The organism is Niveispirillum sp. (genome assembly GCF_017996735.1).
Taxonomy (GTDB): Bacteria; Pseudomonadota; Alphaproteobacteria; order Azospirillales; family Azospirillaceae; genus Niveispirillum.
The window spans coordinates 161,385-180,564 of record NZ_JAGOGJ010000001.1; the positions used below are offsets into that span (position 1 = coordinate 161,385).

Below are 19,180 nucleotides of genomic sequence, written 5' to 3' on the forward strand. Positions count from 1 at the left end.
GATGAGTGTGATCGACGTCCATACCCATATGATCGGGGCCGAATGGCTGGAGATGCTGCGCCGTCACGGTGCCCCGAAATATGAGGTGAAGAATACCAAGGCCGGGCAGGAAAGCATTTTCCTGCATGGCGCCCCCTTCATGACCCTGTTCCCGGAGATGCTGGATTTCGATCTGCGTATCCGCAACATGGACCGCGCCGGGGTCGATCTGGCCATCGTGTCGCTGACCTGCCCCAGCGCCTATTGGGGCGGGGAAGAGATCAGCGCCCAGGCGGCCCGCATCATGAACAGCCTGATGGAGGAGCAGCAGGACCGTTATCCGCAACGGCTGCGCTGGTTTGCGACCCTGCCCTGGCAATATGCCGGCTCGGCTGTGGCGGAACTGGACCGGGCGGTTGTGGCCGGGGCGGCCGGCGTGTTCGTGACGGCCAATGTCGATGAGCGCAACCTGACCGACCCGCAATTTGCCCCCATCTGGGATGCCATCGACCGGCATGGCCTGCCCGTGCTGGTGCATCCCACCGCCCCGCAGGGCGCGTCGCAGATGGGCATGGATGAATATGGGCTGGTGCCGCCCGTGGGCTTCATGTTCGACACCACGCTGGCCATCGCCCGCATGATCTTCGACGGGTTCCTTGAGCGTTACCGCAATCTGAAGATCATCGCCGCCCATGGCGGCGGCACCTTGCCCTATCTGGCCGGACGCCTGGACCGCTGTCACGAGCGGATTCCGGCCTGTGCGGAGAAGATTACGCTGCCGCCCAGCCATTACCTGCGCCAGATCTATTATGACGCGGTGGTGTATGAGAAGGCGGCGCTGGACCTGTGCGTTCATGTGGCGGGTGGGCCGGAACGGGTGATGTATGGCTCCGACTATCCGCACAATATCGGTGACATGGCCGGCTGCCTGGAACGGGTGAACGCCATGGGCGGGGCGACGGCCCGCAAGATCAAGGGCGAGACGGCGGAAAAGCTGTTCGGGCTTTAATACCGTGTCCCGGTGATCGCAACCGATCACCGGGCTTCAATCGTCAGCGCCCACGTCCGTGGGCTCGGCTACGCGCCACGTGGCGCGCGGCGGCAGTCGCCATCGTCCAGTTCCCGGTGAGTTGTACTCACCGGGAACTGGAGCAGCAGGGGAACATGATGACAGTTGAACCATGCTTGATCATCGACGGACAGGCCCGCGCGACAGCGGCGCGGTTCGACGTCATCAATCCCGCCACCGGTGTCGCCTTCGCCACCTGTCCGCAAGCGGGGGCGGAGGATCTCGACGATGCCGTCGCGGCGGCGCGGCGGGCCTTTCCGACCTGGGCGGCGACACCGATTGAGGATCGGGCCGCCCGGCTGCTGGCTATCGCCGATGCGGTGGAGGCGCGCAAGGCGGAGATCATCCGGCTGCTGTCCACCGAACAGGGCAAGCCCATGGCGGGCGGTGCGGCGGGGGAGGTGGGGGCCGCCATCATGTGGACCCGCTTCACGGCGGGTCTGCGGCCAGAGGTCGAATTGATCCAGGATGACGCCACGGCGCGCATCGAACTGCATCGCCGGCCGCTGGGTGTGGTGGCCTCCATCACCCCCTGGAACCATCCCGTGCTGATCGCGGTGTGGCACATTCTGCCCGCATTGCTGGCCGGCAATTGTGTGGTGATCAAGCCGTCCTCCTATACGCCGCTTTCCACCCTGCTGCTGGTGGAGATCGCGGCGGCCCTGCTGCCGCCCGGCGTGCTGAATGTGGTGACGGGGGAGGGGGCGATGGGGCAGGCCATCAGCGGCCATCCCGGCATCGACAAGATCGTCTTCACCGGATCCACCCCCACCGGGCGGCGCATCATGGCCAATGCAGCCGGCAATCTGAAGCGTCTGACCCTGGAACTGGGCGGCAATGACGCGGCCATCATCCTGCCCGACGCGGATGTGGACGTCGTCGCGCCCAAGATATTTGCCAAGGCCTTCGGCAATAGTGGCCAGACCTGCGCGGCGCTGAAACGGCTTTATGTGCATGACAGTCTGCATGACGCGCTGGCCGGAAAGCTGGCGGACCTGGCCCGCGCGGCGAAGCTGGGGCCGGGCGACGACCCGGAAAGCCAGTTTGGCCCCGTGCAGAACCGGGCGCAGTTCGACCGCGTCTGTGAACTGGCGGCCGATGCCAAGGCACGCGGTGGACGCTTCCTGGCGGGTGGGGAACCTCTATCCGGCCCCGGCTATTTCTTCCCGCTGTCGGTCGTGGTCGATGTGACGGATGGGATGCGTGTGGTGGATGAGGAACAGTTCGGCCCCATCCTGCCCGTCATCCGCTATCACGATGTGGAAGATGCCCTGGCCCGTGCCAATGCGGGGGAGAATGGTCTGGGCGGGTCCGTCTGGTCGTCCGACGTGGCGGCGGCGACGGCGCTGGCGCAGCGGCTGATCTGTGGCACCGCCTGGGTCAACGACCATGCCAGCCTGTCACCCGCCGCCCCCTTTGGCGGAGCCAAGCAGTCGGGCATTGGCGTGGAATTCGGCCTTCACGGCCTGCAGGAATATCAGCAGGTGCAGGTGCTGCGGGTGGCGAGGTAGGGAGATGCCCCTACCGCCGCTCCCCGATCACATTGCGCAGCGTGCCGATGCCGTCGATCTCGATCTCCACGACGTCGCCCGGCTCCAGATAACGTCCCGTTTCGAACCCGCAGCCATTGCCCATTGTACCCGAACCCAGCACGTCGCCGGGATAAAGCGTCTCGTCCCGGCTGATGAAGGCGATGCAGGCTTCGAACCGGTGCTGCATGTCACCCGACAGGCCCACGCCCTGGGTTTGCCCATTGATGCGGCAGCGCATGGTCAAGCCATAAGGATCGGGCAGTTCGTCGCGCGTCACGATCCAGGGGCCCATGACGTTGCCCGTGTCGAAATCCTTGCCCTTGGCCGGCCCCATGCGGAACTGCTGGTCGCGGACCTGTTCGTCGCGTGCGCTGAAGTCGTTGTAGATCGTGTAGCCGAAAACATGGTCGGGCGCCCTGTCGGCCGGGATATCCACGCCCTTGCGGCCGATTATGGCGGCGAATTCCACCTCGTAGTCGAGCGTCCGGCCGAAGCGCGGCCATTGGATCGTGCCGCCATGGCCGGAACAGGTCATCCGGTTGCCCTTGAAGTAGAAGGGCCGTTCGTACCAGATCGCGGGCAGGGCATAGGCGCCGCTGGCCTTGTAGGATTGATAGGCAGCCTCCGGATCGGGCTGCGCGGCTGCCCGCATGCGCATGCTGGTTTCCAGCGCCTGCAAACAATGCAGCTCAAAATTCGCGAAGTCGCGGATGGAATTGGGCACAGGCAGCGGTGCCAGAAAGCGCACCACATCGGGCGACAGCAGATGGTCGCCCCGGTTGCGGGCCAGAAGGTCGGCGATGACCGGAAGGCTGCGTTCCTCCGCCTCGATGATGGATTGCATGCTGGTCAGGAAGGGGGCGGCATCGGCCGCCGTCAGGTCCAGCAGCAGCCCGTCCGCCGTCACCACGGCCGTGCGTATACGGCCCTCATGTTCAATCGTCGCCAGCTTCATGGGTCGGTTCCTCATCCTTGCTTGCTGGTTCTGGCTTAAACCTGATACCGTTGACTTGTCAACTAATGGAGTTTGGAAATGGCGGAAATCGTTCTGGGCATCGGCTGCGCCCACACGCCGCAACTGCACACGCTGGCCCGCGACTGGGATATAAGGGCGGCCCGCGACCGGCAGGATGGCGTGCCCTTCTGGTACAAGGGCCGCAAGCTGCCCTATGCGGAGCTGGAGGCGCTGCGCCGGCATGAGGATATCGCCAGCCAGCTTTCCATGCCGATCCGGGAAAAGGCGCTGGAGAACAGCTTTGCCGCCATGGACCGGCTGCATGCGCTGTACCGGCGGGTGGACCCGGATGTGGTGGTCATTGTCGGGAATGACCAGAAGGAGATTTTCGGCAGCATCATCCCGGCCTTCGCCGTCATCGCCGCTCCGACCATCGCCAACCTGCCGCGCACAGCGGAGCAGAATGCGCGCCTGCCGGCGGGGATCGAGATTGCCGACCATGGCCATCTGCCCGACAGCCACACTGACTATCCGGGCCACCGCGCGCTGGGCCTGCATCTGGCCTTGCATCTGGTGCGGGAAGGCGGGTTCGACGTGACCCTGTGCCATGAGAAACCGACCATCCATGGCGCGAATTCGCTGCTTTTTGGCATGCCGCACGCCTATGGTTTCCTCTACAAGAACGTCATGCGCGACCATGTGAAGCCGCATGTGCCGGTTGATGTGAACTGCTGGTACTACGAAAACAGCCCCACCGCTGCCCGCTGCTATGATTTCGGTCTGGGTCTGGCCAGGGCGATCGAGGCCTGGGACAGCGAGGCGCGGGTGGCCCTGTTCACCACGGGTGGCCTGACGCATTTCGTGGTGGATGAGGAGTGGGACCGCCAATTCCTGGCCGCCATGGCATCGGGGCAGGCGGACTGGCTGCGTTCCATCCCGCAGAATGAGCTGATGGCCGGTACGTCGGAATGCAAAAGCTGGATCGCCACGGCGGCGGCGATGAACCAGGCGGGTCTGAAGATGGAACTGGTGGATTACCAGCGTCTGTACCGCACGGAGGGGGGGACGGGTTCCTCCTGCGGCTTCACGGCATGGTTACCCATGTAGGAATGCAGGGCGAGACAGAATATCATGAAGCGTGACAATCGACTTCACCCCTGTCCGGCTCTGTGTTAAGCCTCAATATAGGCGTGTCCTTGCCGGACACGCGGGAGGGGCGTCATGTCGACGATGGAAGAAGAACAGGAGGAGGGCAAATCCTCCTCCACGGTCAAGAGCGTTGAAGTCACTGTCCAGATCCTGGAAGCCATCACGGAAGCCACAGGCCCCGTGCGTGTCACCGATCTGGCCAAGCGTCTGGGCATGACCAAGGCGCGTGTGTCGCGGCATCTGCAGACCCTGACCAGCCTGGGTCTGGTGGACCGGGCGCGGGAAGGCGAAGGCTATGTTTTTGGGCGCAAGCTGCTGAAATTCGGCCGTGCCGCCGTCTATCGCAGCAATATCGTCGAGATATCGCGGCCCTTCCTCACCGATCTTCGGGTTTCCACCGGGCATACGGCTATACTGACCACGCCGACGCGCGGGGGCGCCATGGTGGTGGCGGCCGTGCCGAACCCGTTCGAACCCGGCGTCATGGTCCATCCCGGCATGGTCCTGTCCCTGCCGGGATCGCCCGCCGCGCGGTTGATCCATTATTTCGAACGGTTGAAGCCCACGCCGCCACGCGTGGAGGAGAACCTGCGCAAATATGGCGTCGATTTCGAGGCCAATGCCAGCGGCAACGGCCTGGGTGGCATCGCCGCCCCCATCTTTGAGCCGGATGGTCTGATCGCCTCCACCGTGGGCGTCATCCTGTCTTCCTCTTTGCTGTTGCCGGAACCCGATCCGGGCCTGTTCGCGCCGGTGAAGGCCATCGCCCAGGAAATCCAGGCCCATTATGCCGAGGGCGCAACCTCTCCCCTGATGCCGCGCTGACCGGCCCTCATAATCCTCCCTGCCTGACAAACGCGGCCCCATCCGGCGCCGCGTTTTTTTGCGTCGATGAGGGAGTTGCGCTGTGCGAGACTATGGCTCGTTAGATGGAATTAATCGCAGGCCGCATCGTTGACAATGCAATCAATATAGTCTCGTATAGCGTTACAACGTCACGTAAAATGCATCACGCCGGAGTGTGGCCTGCACCTGTGGGCACCTGGAACGGGGTGAGCCGATAACAGGGGGTCTGAGCATGTCGAAGAGTGAAGGTTCGCGTCGCCTGCGATGGTCGGTGGCTTCCACAGCATTGTTGCTGGCCGCCGGTGTTCTGCCGGCTGCGGCAGAAGAACTGCTTCAACTGGAAGAGATCATCGTCACGGCCCGGCGGATGGAAGAAAATCTGCAGCGCACGCCCGTCGCAGTGACGGCCGTGTCAGAGGCCGACCTGCGCGACAAGAATATCGAAAGCCTGCTGGATATCGGTGCCGTGGCCCCGAATGTCATGGTGGGCAGCCAGTCGGCCAATGGCGGGCTGAATGGCGGCTTCTTCATCCGTGGTATCGGTCAGGACCGATCCGGCATTGGCTTCGATCAGGGTGTCGGCATCTATGTCGATGATATTTATCAGAGCCGCAGCGACAATTCCCTGATCGACATCGTGGATGTGGAACGGGTGGAGGTGCTGCGCGGCCCCCAGGGTACGCTGTTCGGCAAGAACACGATCGGCGGCGCCATCCGCTATATCACCAAGGCACCCAGCAGCAAGGCCGGCGGCTATGTCGATGCCACCGTCGGTTCCTATGACCGGGCCGATATCAAGGCCAGCGTCAATGTCCCGCTGACGGAGACCCTGTTCGTAAAGGCCACGGTCGGCAGCCTGAACCGCGACGGCTATATCAAGCATGTGGTCGACAATGACCGCGATGGCGACCAGGACACCCAGGTGGGGCAGGTGCAGGTGCGCGCCCTGCTGTCGGACCGGCTGACGGTCGATCTGTCGGCTGCCAAGACCCGCAGCAAGAATAGCGGCCGCGCCTATATCATCGACTATATCGATGCTGCCGACACGTTCCCCACGCGCTTCCGCGCCAAGACCGGCCTGCCCTTTGACAACCGCTTCGCCAGCACCGGTCCCTATACGCGCTATGGCGGTGACAACACCTCTTATTCCTATGATGGCTACACGCTGTCCGGCGTCATCAATTTCGACGTCACAGACGATATCAGCCTGAAATCCATCACCGGCTATATGCAGGCTGACATCATGTCGGCCAATGACTGGGATGGTACGCAATATCAGGTCTATGACATCGTCAATGACCGCAAGATCGACCAGTTCTCACAGGAATTCCAACTGTCGGGCGCCGGCTTCGACAACCGTTTCCACTATGTCGGCGGTCTCTATTATCTGACCGAGAGCCCGGTGGACAATGCCATCGTCTATACCGCCTTCGATGCGCAGTTCCCGGCCCCGCGCCTGACCAGCCAGAGCCAGACGGTGGACAGCTATGCCGCCTTCGCCCAGGGCACCTACTCGCTGACCGAGCAGCTTTCAGTGACGGGCGGCCTGCGCTACAGCCGTGACGACAAATCGGCCAAGGGATCGCGGGCCGATACGCGGTTCAGTGGGACGGGGGAGGGGAGCTGGGACGATGTCTCCTCACGCGCCTCCATCGAATATCAGTGGAATGATGATGTGATGACCTATGCCGCGGTGACCAAGGGGTTCCGCAGCGGCGGCATCAATATCGGCACGGCGGCACCGGTCGTATTCACCAAGTACGATCCGGAGACCGTATGGAATTACGAGGGCGGTATCCGCTCCGATCTGCTGGACCGCCGGTTGCGACTGAACATTACCGGCTTCCACATGGATTATACGGATCAGCAGCTGACGGCGCTGAATCAGGCGACCAACACCATCTTCATGCAGAATGTCGGTTCTTCCCACCGCACGGGCCTGGAGGTTGAAACCCAGGCCCTGGTCGCGGAAGGCTGGCGCCTGGAAGGTACCTTTGGCTATCTGGAGGCCAAATATGACGATGTCGGCACAGCCACCGGCATCACCAAGAACAGCCGGGTGCTGCGCTCGCCCAAATATACCTACACGCTGGGCTCCAGCTATACCGTGCCGGTTGGCGCCGGCACGATGACCAGCAACCTGAACTATAATTACCGGTCCAAGCAGTCCACCACCTCCACCGACACCAATTCAGTGCTGCTGGACGGGTATGGGTTGTTGAATGCCCGCATCCAGTATGACGCGCCGGATGAGGCCTGGTCCGTGGCGGTTCAGGCCACCAACCTGGCCGACAAGGTCTACTACATCGGCGGCATCGACTTTGCCCGCAGGGAAGCGCTGACGGGCGTCAGCCAGTTGGATGTCGGCCGGCCGCGCGAATTCGCGGTGAATTTCCGGTACCGGTTCTAAGGACGGGCCTTTGACGGGGGTGGGGAGATGATCCCCGCCCCTTATCCGCTTTCAGGGGGAACGAAATGGAAGAGCAAAACATGGGTGGCGAACCGGTCGCGGATCGCCGCCGGTTTCTGATGGGGATGGCCATGACGGCAGCAGGAACGATGTCGGCCCCGGCCCTGGCGCAATCCACGAGCGGTGGTGCCGCCCCGGACCCGCATCAGGGCCACAAGATGCCACCGCCACCCGACACGCCGGTCATGGCCCTGCTGGTCCATCCCAAGATGGTGATGCAGGATCTGATTGGCCCGCTGACGGTGTTCAACCTGATGCGCGGATCGCAGATCCATCTGGTCTGGAAGGACAAGCAGCCGGTGACGACCGAGCTTGGCATCACCGTGGCTCCGACCACGACATTCGCAGACTGTCCCCAGGATGTGGACGTGCTGTTCGTGCCGGGCGGGCTGGATGGTACCATCGCCCTGATGGATGATCCGGAGGTGCTGGCCTTCCTGGCCGACCGGGGATCGCGGGCGAAATATGTCACGGCCGACTGCACGGGATCGCTGCTGCTGGGGGCGGCCGGGCTGCTGCGCGGCTACAGGGCCACCTCGCACTGGATGGTGCGGGACGAGCTGCGCTCCATGGGAGCCATTCCCGTGCATGAGCGCGTGGTGATCGACCGCAACCGCATCACGGGCGGCGGAGTTACGGCCGGGATCGATTTCGGTCTGACCATCTGCGCCCTGATGCGCGGCGAGGCGGCGGCGCAGAATATCCAGTTGGTCATCGAATATGCCCCGGCCCCACCCTTCAACGCCGGTACGCCGGAAACGGCGCCGCCTGACATCGTCAATACCCTGCTGTCCCGGCGTGGCGGCACGATTGAGCGGGCGCGCGTCAAGGCACAAGCTGCGGGTGCGAAGTTCTGACCGCCCCGGCGGACAAGGAAAGGCCCCGGACGGTGCGGCCGTCCGGGGCTTTTTCTGTTTGCTGCGATCGTTCAAACTGCCGCCAGTGCCGTCACCGCCAGCCGGTCCAGGAAATCCTCGCACAGGGCCAATTGTTCCAGCGCCACATATTCATCGGGCTTGTGCGCCTGGCTGATGGAGCCGGGGCCGCAGATGACGGCGGGAATGCCCGCCTGCTGGAACAGCCCCGCCTCCGACCCGAAGGTGACATAGGCGGGGGCGGCGTTGGACCGTGCCAGACGCTGCACATGCCGGGTCAGCGGGGCGTCCACGTCCAGCGCGAAGCCCGGCACGCGGCCCTTGCGTGTCATGCGGATGCCGGCGCCCGGATGCACCAGTCGCATTTCCGGCACCAGCACATTGTCGATATAGGCCTGGATCTCCGCGACCAGCTCATTGCTGTCGGTCCAGGGCAGGGCCCGGATATCGAAGCGCAGGGTGCAGGACCGGGGCACGATATTGGCCGCGTGTCCGCCCTGGATCACCCCGGTCTGAAGCGTGGTGTAGGGTACCTCGTACCCTTCGTGCCAACGCTCCGTCTGCTTCAGACGCTGCCCCATCTCCCAGACCTTCATGACGATGCGGGCGGCATATTCGATGGCATTCACGCCCTGTGGGGCCAGGGAGGAATGCACCTCCAGCCCTTCCACCTCGACATTGTAGACCGATCCCTCCTTGTGCCCGACCACGGCGCGCATGCTGGTGGGTTCGCCTACGATGCAGGCGGCGGGGCGGATGCCGGCCTGCTGCAGATCGGCCAGAAGATGGGGGATGCCAAGGCATCCCACCTCCTCGTCGAAGGACAGCGCCAGGTGAAGGGGCTGGGCACGTGGGGCCTGGATGAAGGACGGGACCCTGGCCAGCGCTGCGGCCAGGAAACCCTTCATGTCGCAGGTGCCGCGCCCGTACAGCAACCCGTCACGCTCGCTCAGGGTGAAGGGATCGCTGGTCCAGTTCTGTCCATCCACGGGCACAACGTCGGTATGGCCGGACAGGACGATGCCGCCATCGCCGGCACCGATGCTGGCGAACAGGTTGGCCTTGCGCCGGTCGGCGCTGTAGGTCAGGCGGCTTTCGATCCCGAAGCCGGCCAGATAATCATAGACCCATCCGATCAGGTCCAGATTGCTGTCGCGGCTGACGGTGGGGAAGCCCACCAGGGTGCGCAGGATGTCGATGGTGGCGGCATCGGGCCGGCGTGTCATTTCGGCAGGCATCATATCCTCAACGCACCTTGCGCCCATGCACATGCTTCCACGGCGAGGCCGTCTTATCCAGTTCGAACGGCACTGCGATCAGTACGGGACCGTCATGGCCCTTGGTATCGGCCAGCGCCTGTGCCAGCGCCGCCGGTCCGTCGGCCAGGATACCCTTCATGCCGAAGCTTTCCGCCAGCTTCACAAAATCCGGGTTGTGCAGTTCCGACGCGATCAGGCGACCCTGGTACTTGTTCTGCTGGATGCGCCGCACATTGCCGAAATTACCGTCGAAGAAGACGATGGCCGTCAGCGGGATGTTGTGCAGCATGGCCGTGGCCAGTTCCGGCATCGTGTAGAGGAAGCCGCCATCGCCATTGACGGAGATGGTGCGCCGCCGGCCCGCCCCCACCTGCGCCCCCAGCGCCGTGGCAAAGCCATAGCCCAACGTGCCCTGGTAGCTGGAATTGACATAGGTGCGCGGCGTGTGGATAGGCAGGCCGTAGCGGCTGGCATAGCCGACCTGGGTCATCTCATCCACGAACACGTCATCATCCGCCATCGCGGCGCGGATGACGTCGAGATAGGACATCTGGGGCTGGATATCGCGGCTGATCTCTTCCCGGAAGGCCTGTTTGATGGCGTGGAATTCCGCGCGCCGGTCGGGGCGGGAGACACCGACGGCATCCAGGGCCGCGACCAGGGCCGCCGTGCCATCGGCGGCATCGCCGAAGAGGGCGACGGTGGGCGGCACAACCCGCTGCATCTCCGCCTGATCCAGATCGATGCGGATGATCTTCAGCCGGTCATCATGGCCCCATTCGCGCAGTTGCTGCAGACGCGTGCCGATGCCGATCACCAGATCGATATCGGCCCAGTGGGGCAGGGCGGCGGCGGCGGGTAGGGCGTAATCATCATCGTCGCGCAAGGTGCCCCGTCCCATATGGCGGCTGACCACGGGGGCCTGCAGCCGTTCGGCCAGGGCGCGGATTTCGTCGCGAGCCCCCAGGGCGCCGCCGCCGACCACGATCATGGGATTGCGGGCCGTCGTGGCCAGCCGTGCCGCCTGTTCCACGGCGACGGGGTCGATCACGGGCTTTTCCAGCGACGGCATGGCCGCGTCAAAACGGATCATCGCCACCTGGGCCAGGATGTCGGGCGGTATTTCCAGCGCCACGGGCTGCGGCCGGCCAGTCAGCAACTGGCGGAAGGCTTCATCCACCAGACGCGGGATGTCGCTGGCATGGCTGGCCCGGCCGCTCCACTTCGTCAGATTGCGCAGCAGGCCCGTCTGGTCATTGATCTCGTGCAGGGCGCCGTGGCGGCGGTCCAGCAACGCGCTGTTCACCGTGCTGGTCAGGCACAGGACGCGGGCATTGCAGGCATAGGCGGTCGACAGGGCCGCCCCGGCATTCAGCACGCCCGGCCCCGGCACGACGGCACAGACACCCGGCCGGCCCGTCACCATGGCATAGCCCAGTGCCATGTACGCGGCCCCCTGTTCATGACGCGTATGGATCAGCCTGATGCCGTCATGGTTGCGGTACAACCCGTCGAAGAATTCATCCAACTGCACCCCCGGCACGCCGAAGACCGTGTCCACGCCCCAGCGGTGCAGCCCGGCCACCAGCGCGTCGCCCCCCGTCATGCGCGTGGCGGTGCCTGCTTCCATGCCCCGGCTTTCCGTCATGCTGCCCATCATCCTGTTCCTTCATTGAAGTTCATGTCGTGAACGGGGGATACCCGCCTGCGCCATGCTGCCATCCGGGGATGGATATGTAACGTATTGCAAGACAATGTTTCGTGTAGCGATACTTTTGGGCCCCGATCAACCGGGCGGCGGGGCACCACGGCCATCGCCATCAGGCGTCACTTCAAAGGTCGCCTCCACCATGGTGGCGAAGTTGAAGGGCAGCATGGAGACGCCGACGGAACTGCGTGTGTGCCGGCCCCGGTCGCCGAACAGCCGGACCATCAGCGCCGAGGCCCCGCCCATCACCCGTGCCTGCCCGTCGAACGGTTCCATGGAATTGACGAAGCCGCCCATCCGCTGACAACGGATCACGCGGTCGGCATCGTCGTCTACGGCCTGGGCCAGCCACATCAGGATGTTCAGGGCCGACAGTTCCGCCGCCTTGATCCCATCCTCCAGCGACAGGTCGCGCCCGACCTTGCCGACATAGCGCCGCTCCCCCTGCCATTGGCAGACCTGACCGGAAATATGCAGCAGGCGGCCGCATTGCTGCCAGGGCATGAAATCGGCCTGGGGGATGCGGGGGCTGGGCAGTTCCAATCCCTGTTCGCGCACCAGCGCCGTGATGCTGTTGACCGCCACGATCGACTTATCCCTTTGTCTTGAAGGCTGAATGATAGCGCGGGTCCAGCGTCAGGGTCAGAATGCCCGACACCAGGGCCGCCAGGGTGAACAGCAGGAAGGCCACCGTGTAGTTGCCCAGCAGGTCGTGCAGATACCCGGCCATGGCGGGTCCGGCCGAACTGCCGGCCATGAAGACGGTGGTCAGCACCGCGATGGCGCGGGCCATGGCGCGGGGGCCAAACACATGCTTGGCCAGCACCGGCACGCTGATCAGCATGCCGCCCTGTGTCGGACCATAGACCAGGGCGAAGGCGACCAGGGTCACCACCCCTTCGATGGGCAGTGTCATCAACACGCCGATGGTGACCAGAAACCAGCAGGCCGCCACCCCCTTCAGGGAGAAACGGTCAAACACCCAGCCATAGGCCAGCTTGCCGATATTGCTCATCACCATGACGACCGAGAAGCCGATGGCGGCCACGCTGGCGCCCAGATGCAGGTCGCGGTCGAAATAGATGACCAGATGCGCCGCCAGACCATGATCCACCGCACCGACCAGGAAGCAGATAAGCGCCGTCACGATGAAGGCACGGGTGAAGCGCACCTCCTGAAAGCTGGGCGCGGCGCCGTGGGTGGCGGCGTCATGCCGGGCAGTGGCGGCCACCTGATCGCTGCTGCGTTCACGCGCGCGCCAGATGAAGAAGGGCAGGGCCACCAGCCAGATCACCAGGCTCATCAACGCGCAGGTCATGCGCCAGCCCACGGCCTGCGCCAGGATCGTCGTCGTATAGGGCACGATGACGCCGGCACAACTGGTGCCCATCAGCGAGACGCCGATGGCCAGCCCCTGGCGCCGCGAAAACCATTGCGAGACGAATATCTTCATGGCCGTGGTCACGCCCAGCGCACTGATGCCCAGCAGGGCGCCGACGACATAGAGCGTCCACAGACTGTGAACCAACGGCATCAGCAGCAGCGCACAGCCGGAAATGACGGCACAGGAGATGGTGACGGGACGCACCCCGAACCGTTCGACCAGATGCCCGGTCAGATAGGCGGCGACGGCCCCCACCCCGAACTTGACCGAGGTCAGCAGCGCCACATCGCCGCGCGACCAACCGGTTTCATCAATGATCGGCGCGTACAGCACCGGGATCATGATGGCGGGAATACCCAATGTTGCAAAGAAGATCAGGAAGGCGCAGGCCACATTCCAGCGCGCATCCAGCAATTCCCGCCGATCCTCCGGCGGATGCCCAGCCTCAGACATACCCAGCCATCTCCATGCCACGGCACCGGTGCCCCCTTGGGTCGGCACCTTTATTGTTGTTGCCGATTGGTTTTTGCACTGAAACACGTTAGCTTTGTCACGTCAATCAAGATAACGTCTCGTAATGCGATACAAAATGGAGGTTTTAGATATGTTCACCCATCTGGCTGAACCGCCCCAGGACCCGATCCTGGGCCTGTCGCGGCTGTTCGCGGCCGACCCCAGCCCGCATAAGGTCGATCTTGGCATCGGTGTCTATAAGGACGGGCAGGGGGAAGTGGCGATCCTGCCCAGCGTCAAGGTGGCAGAGGCCTGGCTGCTGGCCAATCAGCATAGCAAGCGCTACCTCTCTTCGGCCGGCAATGCCGATTATAACCGCCTGATGCGCGATCTGCTGTTTGGCGAAGGGACCGATCTGGCCGGTCGGGCGCGGACGGTGCAGGCGCCGGGCGGAACCGGCGCGCTGCGTCTGGCGGCGGAATTTCTGCACCGGCTGCGGCCGGGTGGGCGGGTTTTCATCCCCGACCCGACCTGGGCCAATCATCGCGCCATCTTCGCGGCCGCCGGGCACACGGTGGTGACATATCCCTATTACGACGTGGCGCGGGGCACGCTGCGCTTCGATGCCATGATGGAGGCGCTGGGCGGTATGGAATCAGCCGACGTGCTGTTGCTGCACGGATGCTGCCACAACCCGTCGGGCGCCGACCCGGACGCGGGGCAATGGGCACAGATCGCCGACCTGCTGGCCCGTACCGGGGCCTTTCCGCTGGTCGATCTCGCCTATCTGGGATTTGCCGATGGTCTGGATGCCGACGCGGTGGGTACGCGCCTGCTGGCGGCCCGGCTGCCGGAGATGCTGGTTGCCAGTTCCTGTTCGAAGAATTTCGCGCTGTACCGGGAACGGGTGGGGGCCCTGACGCTGGTGGGGGAAACTGCGGCGGCGGCCGAACTGGCGCAGGCGCATCTGATGCCGATCATCCGCACCAACTATTCCATGCCGCCTGACCATGGGGCCGCCATCGTGGCCCATATCCTGGGCGACGCCGCGCTGAAGGCCCAATGGCGGGAGGAGTTGCGCCAGATGCGCAATCGTATCAACGCCATGCGGAGCCAATTGGTCGGTCTGCTGGCGGACCGGTGCGAGCGGGACTTTGGCTTCCTGGGCCGTCAGCGCGGCATGTTCGCCCTGCTGGGTATCGGGCCGGACGCGGTGGCGCGGCTGCGGTCGGATCACCATGTGCATATCACCGGCACGGGCCGCGCCAATGTTGCCGGTCTGACGGAGGACAATGTCGAGCGGGTGGCGGATGGTATCGCCGCCGTGTGCCGCCTCTGACAGAACAGTTGCGGCTGTCGCGACAGGCCGCCTTACGGGTTGCGCCCTCTGATCCATCTGGGTCAGGTTCTCTGTCTGCAAGGCGGTCTGCGCCCATATCGTTGACTAGTCATCCATCAAACCGGAGGGCCAAGGCATGGCCAAGGCATTCGCATCGTTCACCGATCTCGCGGAGAAGCGGGAAACGTTGGAGATCGTATCGGACGGGTTCTATGCCGAACTGCTGCGGCAGGCGCTGGGCATGACGGCCCGCAGTGGTGAGGCGCCATGAGCATCCGGCTGACCGTTCAGGATTCCGACGGTACCATCCTGTCGCTGGAAGGGACGGAGGGCGAAAGCCTGATGTCCGTCATCCGCGATGCCGGGGCAGAGGGGCTGCTGGCCATGTGCGGCGGTTGCTGTTCCTGCGCCACCTGCCATGTGGTGGTGACCGGCGGTCCCGTCGATGCACTGGCGCCGCCTTCGGTGGATGAACAGGACCTGTTGGCCGGCCTGTCCAATGCCACACCGGCGTCGCGCCTGTCCTGCCAGGTGCCCCTGTCCCCGTCCCTGGACGGGCTGTGTGTCACGGTGATGGCGGAGGAATGATCCGATGGCGGTGCGCCGCAGGATTCCTTGGGCCTGAAATCGGCCATTGCCGGCTGAGTTGCATGCCGGATGGTCCACTGGTAACGTCCGATCATGGCACAGACCAAGCCGCTGCATATCGCGTTCGCGATGTATGAGGACGTCAACTTCCTGGATGTTGGCGGCCCGCTGGAAGCCTTCTGGCTGGCCACCAATGACAGTGGGGAGGAGAACGACCCCCGCTACCGCCTGACCATCGTGTCGCTGAAGGGCGGGCAGGTCCGCACCTCCAGCGGCATGCTGATCGAAACCGTGCCCTGCAGCGCCTTAGGCCCGGTTGATACAATTATCATCCCCGGTGGCGGCAGCCCGCAATCGCCCAAGGTGCCCGACGACATGGTGCGCTGGATCGCCCAGATTGCGCCTGATGTCCGCCGCCTGTGTTCGGTCTGCACGGGCGCCTTCCTGCTGGCCGCATCCGGGCAGTTGGACGGGCGCAAGGCCACCACCCACTGGGCCGCGGCCCGCCTGCTGCGCAAGCGGGCGCCGACCACGCAGGTGGAGGATGACCGCATCTATCTGCGCGACGGCAATGTCTGGACCTGCGCCGGCGTCACCGCCGGCATCGATCTGGCTCTGGCATTGATCGAGGATGATTATGGGTTCGAGGCGGCGATGGATGTGGCCCGATATCTGGTCGTCTATCTGCGGCGTCCGGGGTCGCAGTCGCAATTCAGCAAGCCGCTGTCCCTGCAGGTGGCCGATGACAGCTTCGCCGCCCTGCACGCCTGGATCCGCGAGAATCTGGCCCAGCCGCTGACCGTGGAACGGATGGCGGAGGTGGCGGGGATGAGCGTGCGCACCTTCTCCCGCCGCTATCGCGACCAGACCGGACGCACGCCGGCCCGCGCCATTGCCGCCCTGCGGCTGGAAGCAGCACAGAGCGCCATTGAACGCGGCACCTCCACCCTGAAACGTATCGCCCGCGACTATGGCTACGGGGACGAGCGCAACCTGCGACGGGCGCTGCAACGCGGGCCCGACGATGAATGAAAAACCCCGCTTCCGAAGGAGCGGGGCTAGTCATGCCCATCTCAGGACAGCAGTGACGTCAGTGCCGCGCGGTCAGTGTCACACCGATGGTGCGTGGCCGCAGGGTGTTGGCGTAGTAGGTGGTGTCGGTGGGGAACGCGTTGGAGATGTAGTTCAACTGCGGGGCCGAGTTGAACAAATTGTCCACGAATATCGACAGGTCGAAATCCTCGTTCCGCCAGCCCACGCGCAGGTTGGTCAGATGGTAGCCCTGGTTGCGACGGCCATTGACGTCATAGCCGGACGAGGTCGGCGTGTCATACTTGGCAAACAGGCCGCCGGCGCGTGACGCATATTGATGGATGCCCCGGATATAACCGTCGCCATCATCCAGCGGCAGGGAATATTCCACCGTGCCGGCGATCTGCCAGGGCGGGCTGTCACTGACCAGCGCATCCTTCTGTGCCAGGATGATGTTGTTCGAGGTCACAGTTTCGGCAAAGCGCGAGCGGTTGTAACCCGCCGACAGCGACAGGAACAACGCATCGGTGGGCTTGGCGCTGATCGCCAGGTCGAAACCGTCGCTATTGGCCGATCCCAGATTGGTGGTGAAGGCGCCGGGGCAGCCGCTCAAGGTCACGCCGCTCTGGATGTTGCTCCAGTCGATGTGATAGGCGCTGGCATTGACCTGCATGGCCCGGTCGAACAGGCTGATCTTGCTGCCAACCTCGTAATTCCACACCGTATCACTGTCATAGGTCTGCGGCGCGCTGGACATGCCCAGTTGCGACAGCGCGGCCAGACAGGGCGGGGTTGGGGTGATGGGGATATTGGCGCCCCCGGTACGGAAGCCCTTGGCGGCGGACGCATAGACCATGGCGTCGTCGCTGGCGTTCCAGGTCAGGCTGACCTTTGGTGTGATCGGGCTTTCCTTCTGCTTGCCGGTGGTGAATTGCCGGCCGCGGGTAAACGACCCGTTCAATTCCTCCTCATAGGAGAATTTCATCGATGCCGCCCGGATGCCGCCCGACAGCTTCAGGTCGCCCAGTTGGTAATCTGCATTGGCGAAGGCCGCCAGTTGCTCATCCTCGCCATGGTAATCACGAAAATAGCGGGTGATGCCGTTGACGTTGCGGAAGCCCAGCAGGGTTTCGAACTCGTCGGCATAATAGGCGTCGTTGACGGCGATGGTGTTGACCTGTTTGGCGCGCTGGAAGAAGCCACCGACCAGCCAACTGAACGGCCCGTCGCCATCGGATTGCAGGCGGATTTCCTGGGTGAAATTGTCCTGGCGGTTGCCCACAACATTCTCTGCCCCGCCGGCGGCCACGAACGCCTCTGGCAGCAGGATGGGCAGGGGCAGCACGCCGATGCCGGGCAGCGGCCCGCCGACGCGGTTGGTGTTGTACAGCCGGGCCACACCTTCATCCAGATTGCTGTAATCCAGGATCACCGACTGGCGCCGCGTGAAGTTGGAGGTGACCGACGTGGCCGTCATCCCGTCCAGATAGGCCTCCAGCTTCAGGGCCGGCAGGTAGAACCGGTCCTTGGACGGCTGGGCGAGGGTGCGGCCGCTGATCAGCTTCTGGTCCGACCGGTCGGACAGGCGGGCATAGAACTGGGACGAGTCCTTGGCGCGGGTTTCCTGGAAATTGACCGACGGCGTGATGCGCCAGACATCATTGGGCGCGAACAACGCCGCCGCCTTCATCGTATGCGCGCTGGAACTGTTGGCATCCTTGTCGACCATGGCGCCCGTGCGCTCATTGATGCGGTCGACATAGCCCGCCTCGTGGCGGTAGGAGGCGCTGAGCCGCACGGCCAGTCTGTCCTCGATGATCGGGGTACCGGTGGCCACACCGCCTTCATACCCGATGCCGCCGCTGTCGGTGGAGGTGATCTCCGCCCGCGCATAGGCCTTCACATCGTTCAGATCGGGGGTGGGGGAGATGAAGCGCACCGACCCGCCCTGGGAGCCGGAGCCGAACAATGTGCCCTGGGGGCCGCGCAGCACCTCCACCCGGTCCAGGTCGAAGATGGTGGGCAGGGCGTCACCGGCATTCTGCGGTCCCGTGTTGCGGGCCTGGATCGGTGTATCGTCGATATAGATGCCGGTGGTGGCGCCACCCACCGTGGACCGCACGCCACGGATGGCGATATTGGCCGGCTGGAAGGTGCTGGGCGGCGCGAAGGACAGGCCCGGCGTCTGGGCCACGATATCGGTGAAATTGCGGATGCCCTGCTTGTCCAGGGCCGCCTGATCCAGGGCCGCGACGCTGGCCGCCACGCGGTTGACGCTTTCCACACGCCGGTTGGCGGTGACGATGATCTCCTCAAGGATGGACGCACCGGCCGTTTCCGCTGTCGCCCCGGCCTGCGCCAGGGCCGGTGCCGCCATCAACGCCGCCGTGCAGACGCCGAGCGACAGCCAGGTCATACGCTTTACTGACTCCCCGTTCATCACTAACCCCCGTTCGTTCATTTGGATTTGGATTGGAGCGTCGCCGGCCGGGTTCAGCATGCTGAAACCCTGTCTTCTGTCACGGCGAAACTGCTGCTTTTG

The 19,180-nt window shown here is 64.2% G+C and carries 16 protein-coding genes; 10 read left to right on the forward strand and 6 right to left on the reverse strand.

All coding sequences use genetic code 11. The annotated features are described in order from the left end of the window. The first annotated feature begins 1 nt into the window (after position 1). Both KBA48_RS00670 and KBA48_RS00675 read left to right on the forward strand, forming a co-directional pair. Positions 2-988 (forward strand): amidohydrolase family protein, encoded by a 987-nt coding sequence (locus KBA48_RS00670; protein WP_292902723.1) that lies wholly within the window; start codon positions 2-4, stop codon positions 986-988. Between the two features lie 158 nt (positions 989-1,146). After that, a complete protein-coding gene (locus tag KBA48_RS00675; RefSeq protein WP_292902725.1) occupies positions 1,147-2,559 on the forward strand; it encodes an aldehyde dehydrogenase family protein in 1,413 nt (470 codons plus the stop codon). 10 nt (positions 2,560-2,569) lie between these two features. Here the strand turns inward: KBA48_RS00675 and KBA48_RS00680 are convergent, their stop codons facing one another. Continuing rightward, positions 2,570-3,535: a fumarylacetoacetate hydrolase family protein gene (locus tag KBA48_RS00680; protein WP_292902727.1), complete on the reverse strand. Its 966-nt coding sequence runs from the start codon at positions 3,533-3,535 to the stop codon at positions 2,570-2,572. Positions 3,536-3,613: 78 nt separating this feature from the next. Between KBA48_RS00680 and KBA48_RS00685 the strand changes: the two genes are divergently transcribed. The 4 genes from KBA48_RS00685 to KBA48_RS00700 all read left to right on the forward strand — a co-directional run bounded on the left by KBA48_RS00685 (position 3,614) and on the right by KBA48_RS00700 (position 8,857). Continuing rightward, a complete protein-coding gene (locus KBA48_RS00685; protein ID WP_292902729.1) occupies positions 3,614-4,642 on the forward strand; it encodes a hypothetical protein in 1,029 nt (342 codons plus the stop codon). 114 nt (positions 4,643-4,756) lie between these two features. After that, on the forward strand, positions 4,757-5,509 hold the full coding sequence (locus KBA48_RS00690; RefSeq protein ID WP_292902731.1) for a helix-turn-helix domain-containing protein: 753 nt from the start codon (positions 4,757-4,759) through the stop codon (positions 5,507-5,509). Positions 5,510-5,762: 253 nt separating this feature from the next. Further along, entirely contained in the window at positions 5,763-7,940 is a 2,178-nt protein-coding gene (locus KBA48_RS00695; RefSeq protein ID WP_292902733.1) for a TonB-dependent receptor, read from the forward strand. Between the two features lie 65 nt (positions 7,941-8,005). After that, positions 8,006-8,857: a DJ-1/PfpI family protein gene (locus tag KBA48_RS00700; RefSeq protein ID WP_292902735.1), complete on the forward strand. Its 852-nt coding sequence runs from the start codon at positions 8,006-8,008 to the stop codon at positions 8,855-8,857. Between the two features lie 71 nt (positions 8,858-8,928). Here KBA48_RS00700 and argE read toward each other — a convergent pair whose 3' ends face one another. The 4 genes from argE to KBA48_RS00720 all read right to left on the reverse strand — a co-directional run bounded on the left by argE (position 8,929) and on the right by KBA48_RS00720 (position 13,679). Beyond that, on the reverse strand, positions 8,929-10,116 hold the full coding sequence (argE, locus tag KBA48_RS00705) for an acetylornithine deacetylase (RefSeq protein ID WP_292902737.1): 1,188 nt from the start codon (positions 10,114-10,116) through the stop codon (positions 8,929-8,931). Between the two features lie 4 nt (positions 10,117-10,120). Continuing rightward, a complete protein-coding gene (locus KBA48_RS00710) occupies positions 10,121-11,782 on the reverse strand; it encodes a thiamine pyrophosphate-binding protein (RefSeq protein WP_292902739.1) in 1,662 nt (553 codons plus the stop codon). 138 nt (positions 11,783-11,920) lie between these two features. Beyond that, positions 11,921-12,427 carry a RidA family protein gene (locus KBA48_RS00715; protein WP_292902741.1) on the reverse strand — a complete coding sequence of 169 codons (507 nt, stop codon included), beginning with the start codon at positions 12,425-12,427 and terminating at the stop codon, positions 11,921-11,923. Between the two features lie 7 nt (positions 12,428-12,434). Then, positions 12,435-13,679 (reverse strand): MFS transporter, encoded by a 1,245-nt coding sequence (locus KBA48_RS00720; RefSeq protein WP_292902743.1) that lies wholly within the window; start codon positions 13,677-13,679, stop codon positions 12,435-12,437. 151 nt (positions 13,680-13,830) lie between these two features. Between KBA48_RS00720 and KBA48_RS00725 the strand changes: the two genes are divergently transcribed. The 4 genes from KBA48_RS00725 to KBA48_RS00740 all read left to right on the forward strand — a co-directional run bounded on the left by KBA48_RS00725 (position 13,831) and on the right by KBA48_RS00740 (position 16,638). Beyond that, positions 13,831-15,018: an amino acid aminotransferase gene (locus KBA48_RS00725; protein ID WP_292902745.1), complete on the forward strand. Its 1,188-nt coding sequence runs from the start codon at positions 13,831-13,833 to the stop codon at positions 15,016-15,018. Between the two features lie 136 nt (positions 15,019-15,154). Next, the gene (locus tag KBA48_RS00730) at positions 15,155-15,289 is read left to right on the forward strand and encodes a hypothetical protein (protein ID WP_292902747.1); all 135 of its coding nucleotides are present in this window, start codon (positions 15,155-15,157) and stop codon (positions 15,287-15,289) included. Next, positions 15,286-15,606, forward strand: coding sequence for a 2Fe-2S iron-sulfur cluster-binding protein (locus tag KBA48_RS00735; protein ID WP_292902749.1), 321 nt, complete (start codon positions 15,286-15,288; stop codon positions 15,604-15,606). Before KBA48_RS00730 ends, KBA48_RS00735 begins: the two co-directional genes overlap by 4 nt. 93 nt (positions 15,607-15,699) lie before the next feature. Then, positions 15,700-16,638, forward strand: coding sequence for a DJ-1/PfpI family protein (locus tag KBA48_RS00740; RefSeq protein ID WP_292902751.1), 939 nt, complete (start codon positions 15,700-15,702; stop codon positions 16,636-16,638). 58 nt (positions 16,639-16,696) lie between these two features. On the opposite strand, the gene KBA48_RS00745 is transcribed toward KBA48_RS00740, so the two are convergent. Continuing rightward, a complete protein-coding gene (locus KBA48_RS00745) occupies positions 16,697-19,078 on the reverse strand; it encodes a TonB-dependent receptor (protein WP_292902753.1) in 2,382 nt (793 codons plus the stop codon). Between the last annotated feature and the right edge of the window lie 102 nt (positions 19,079-19,180).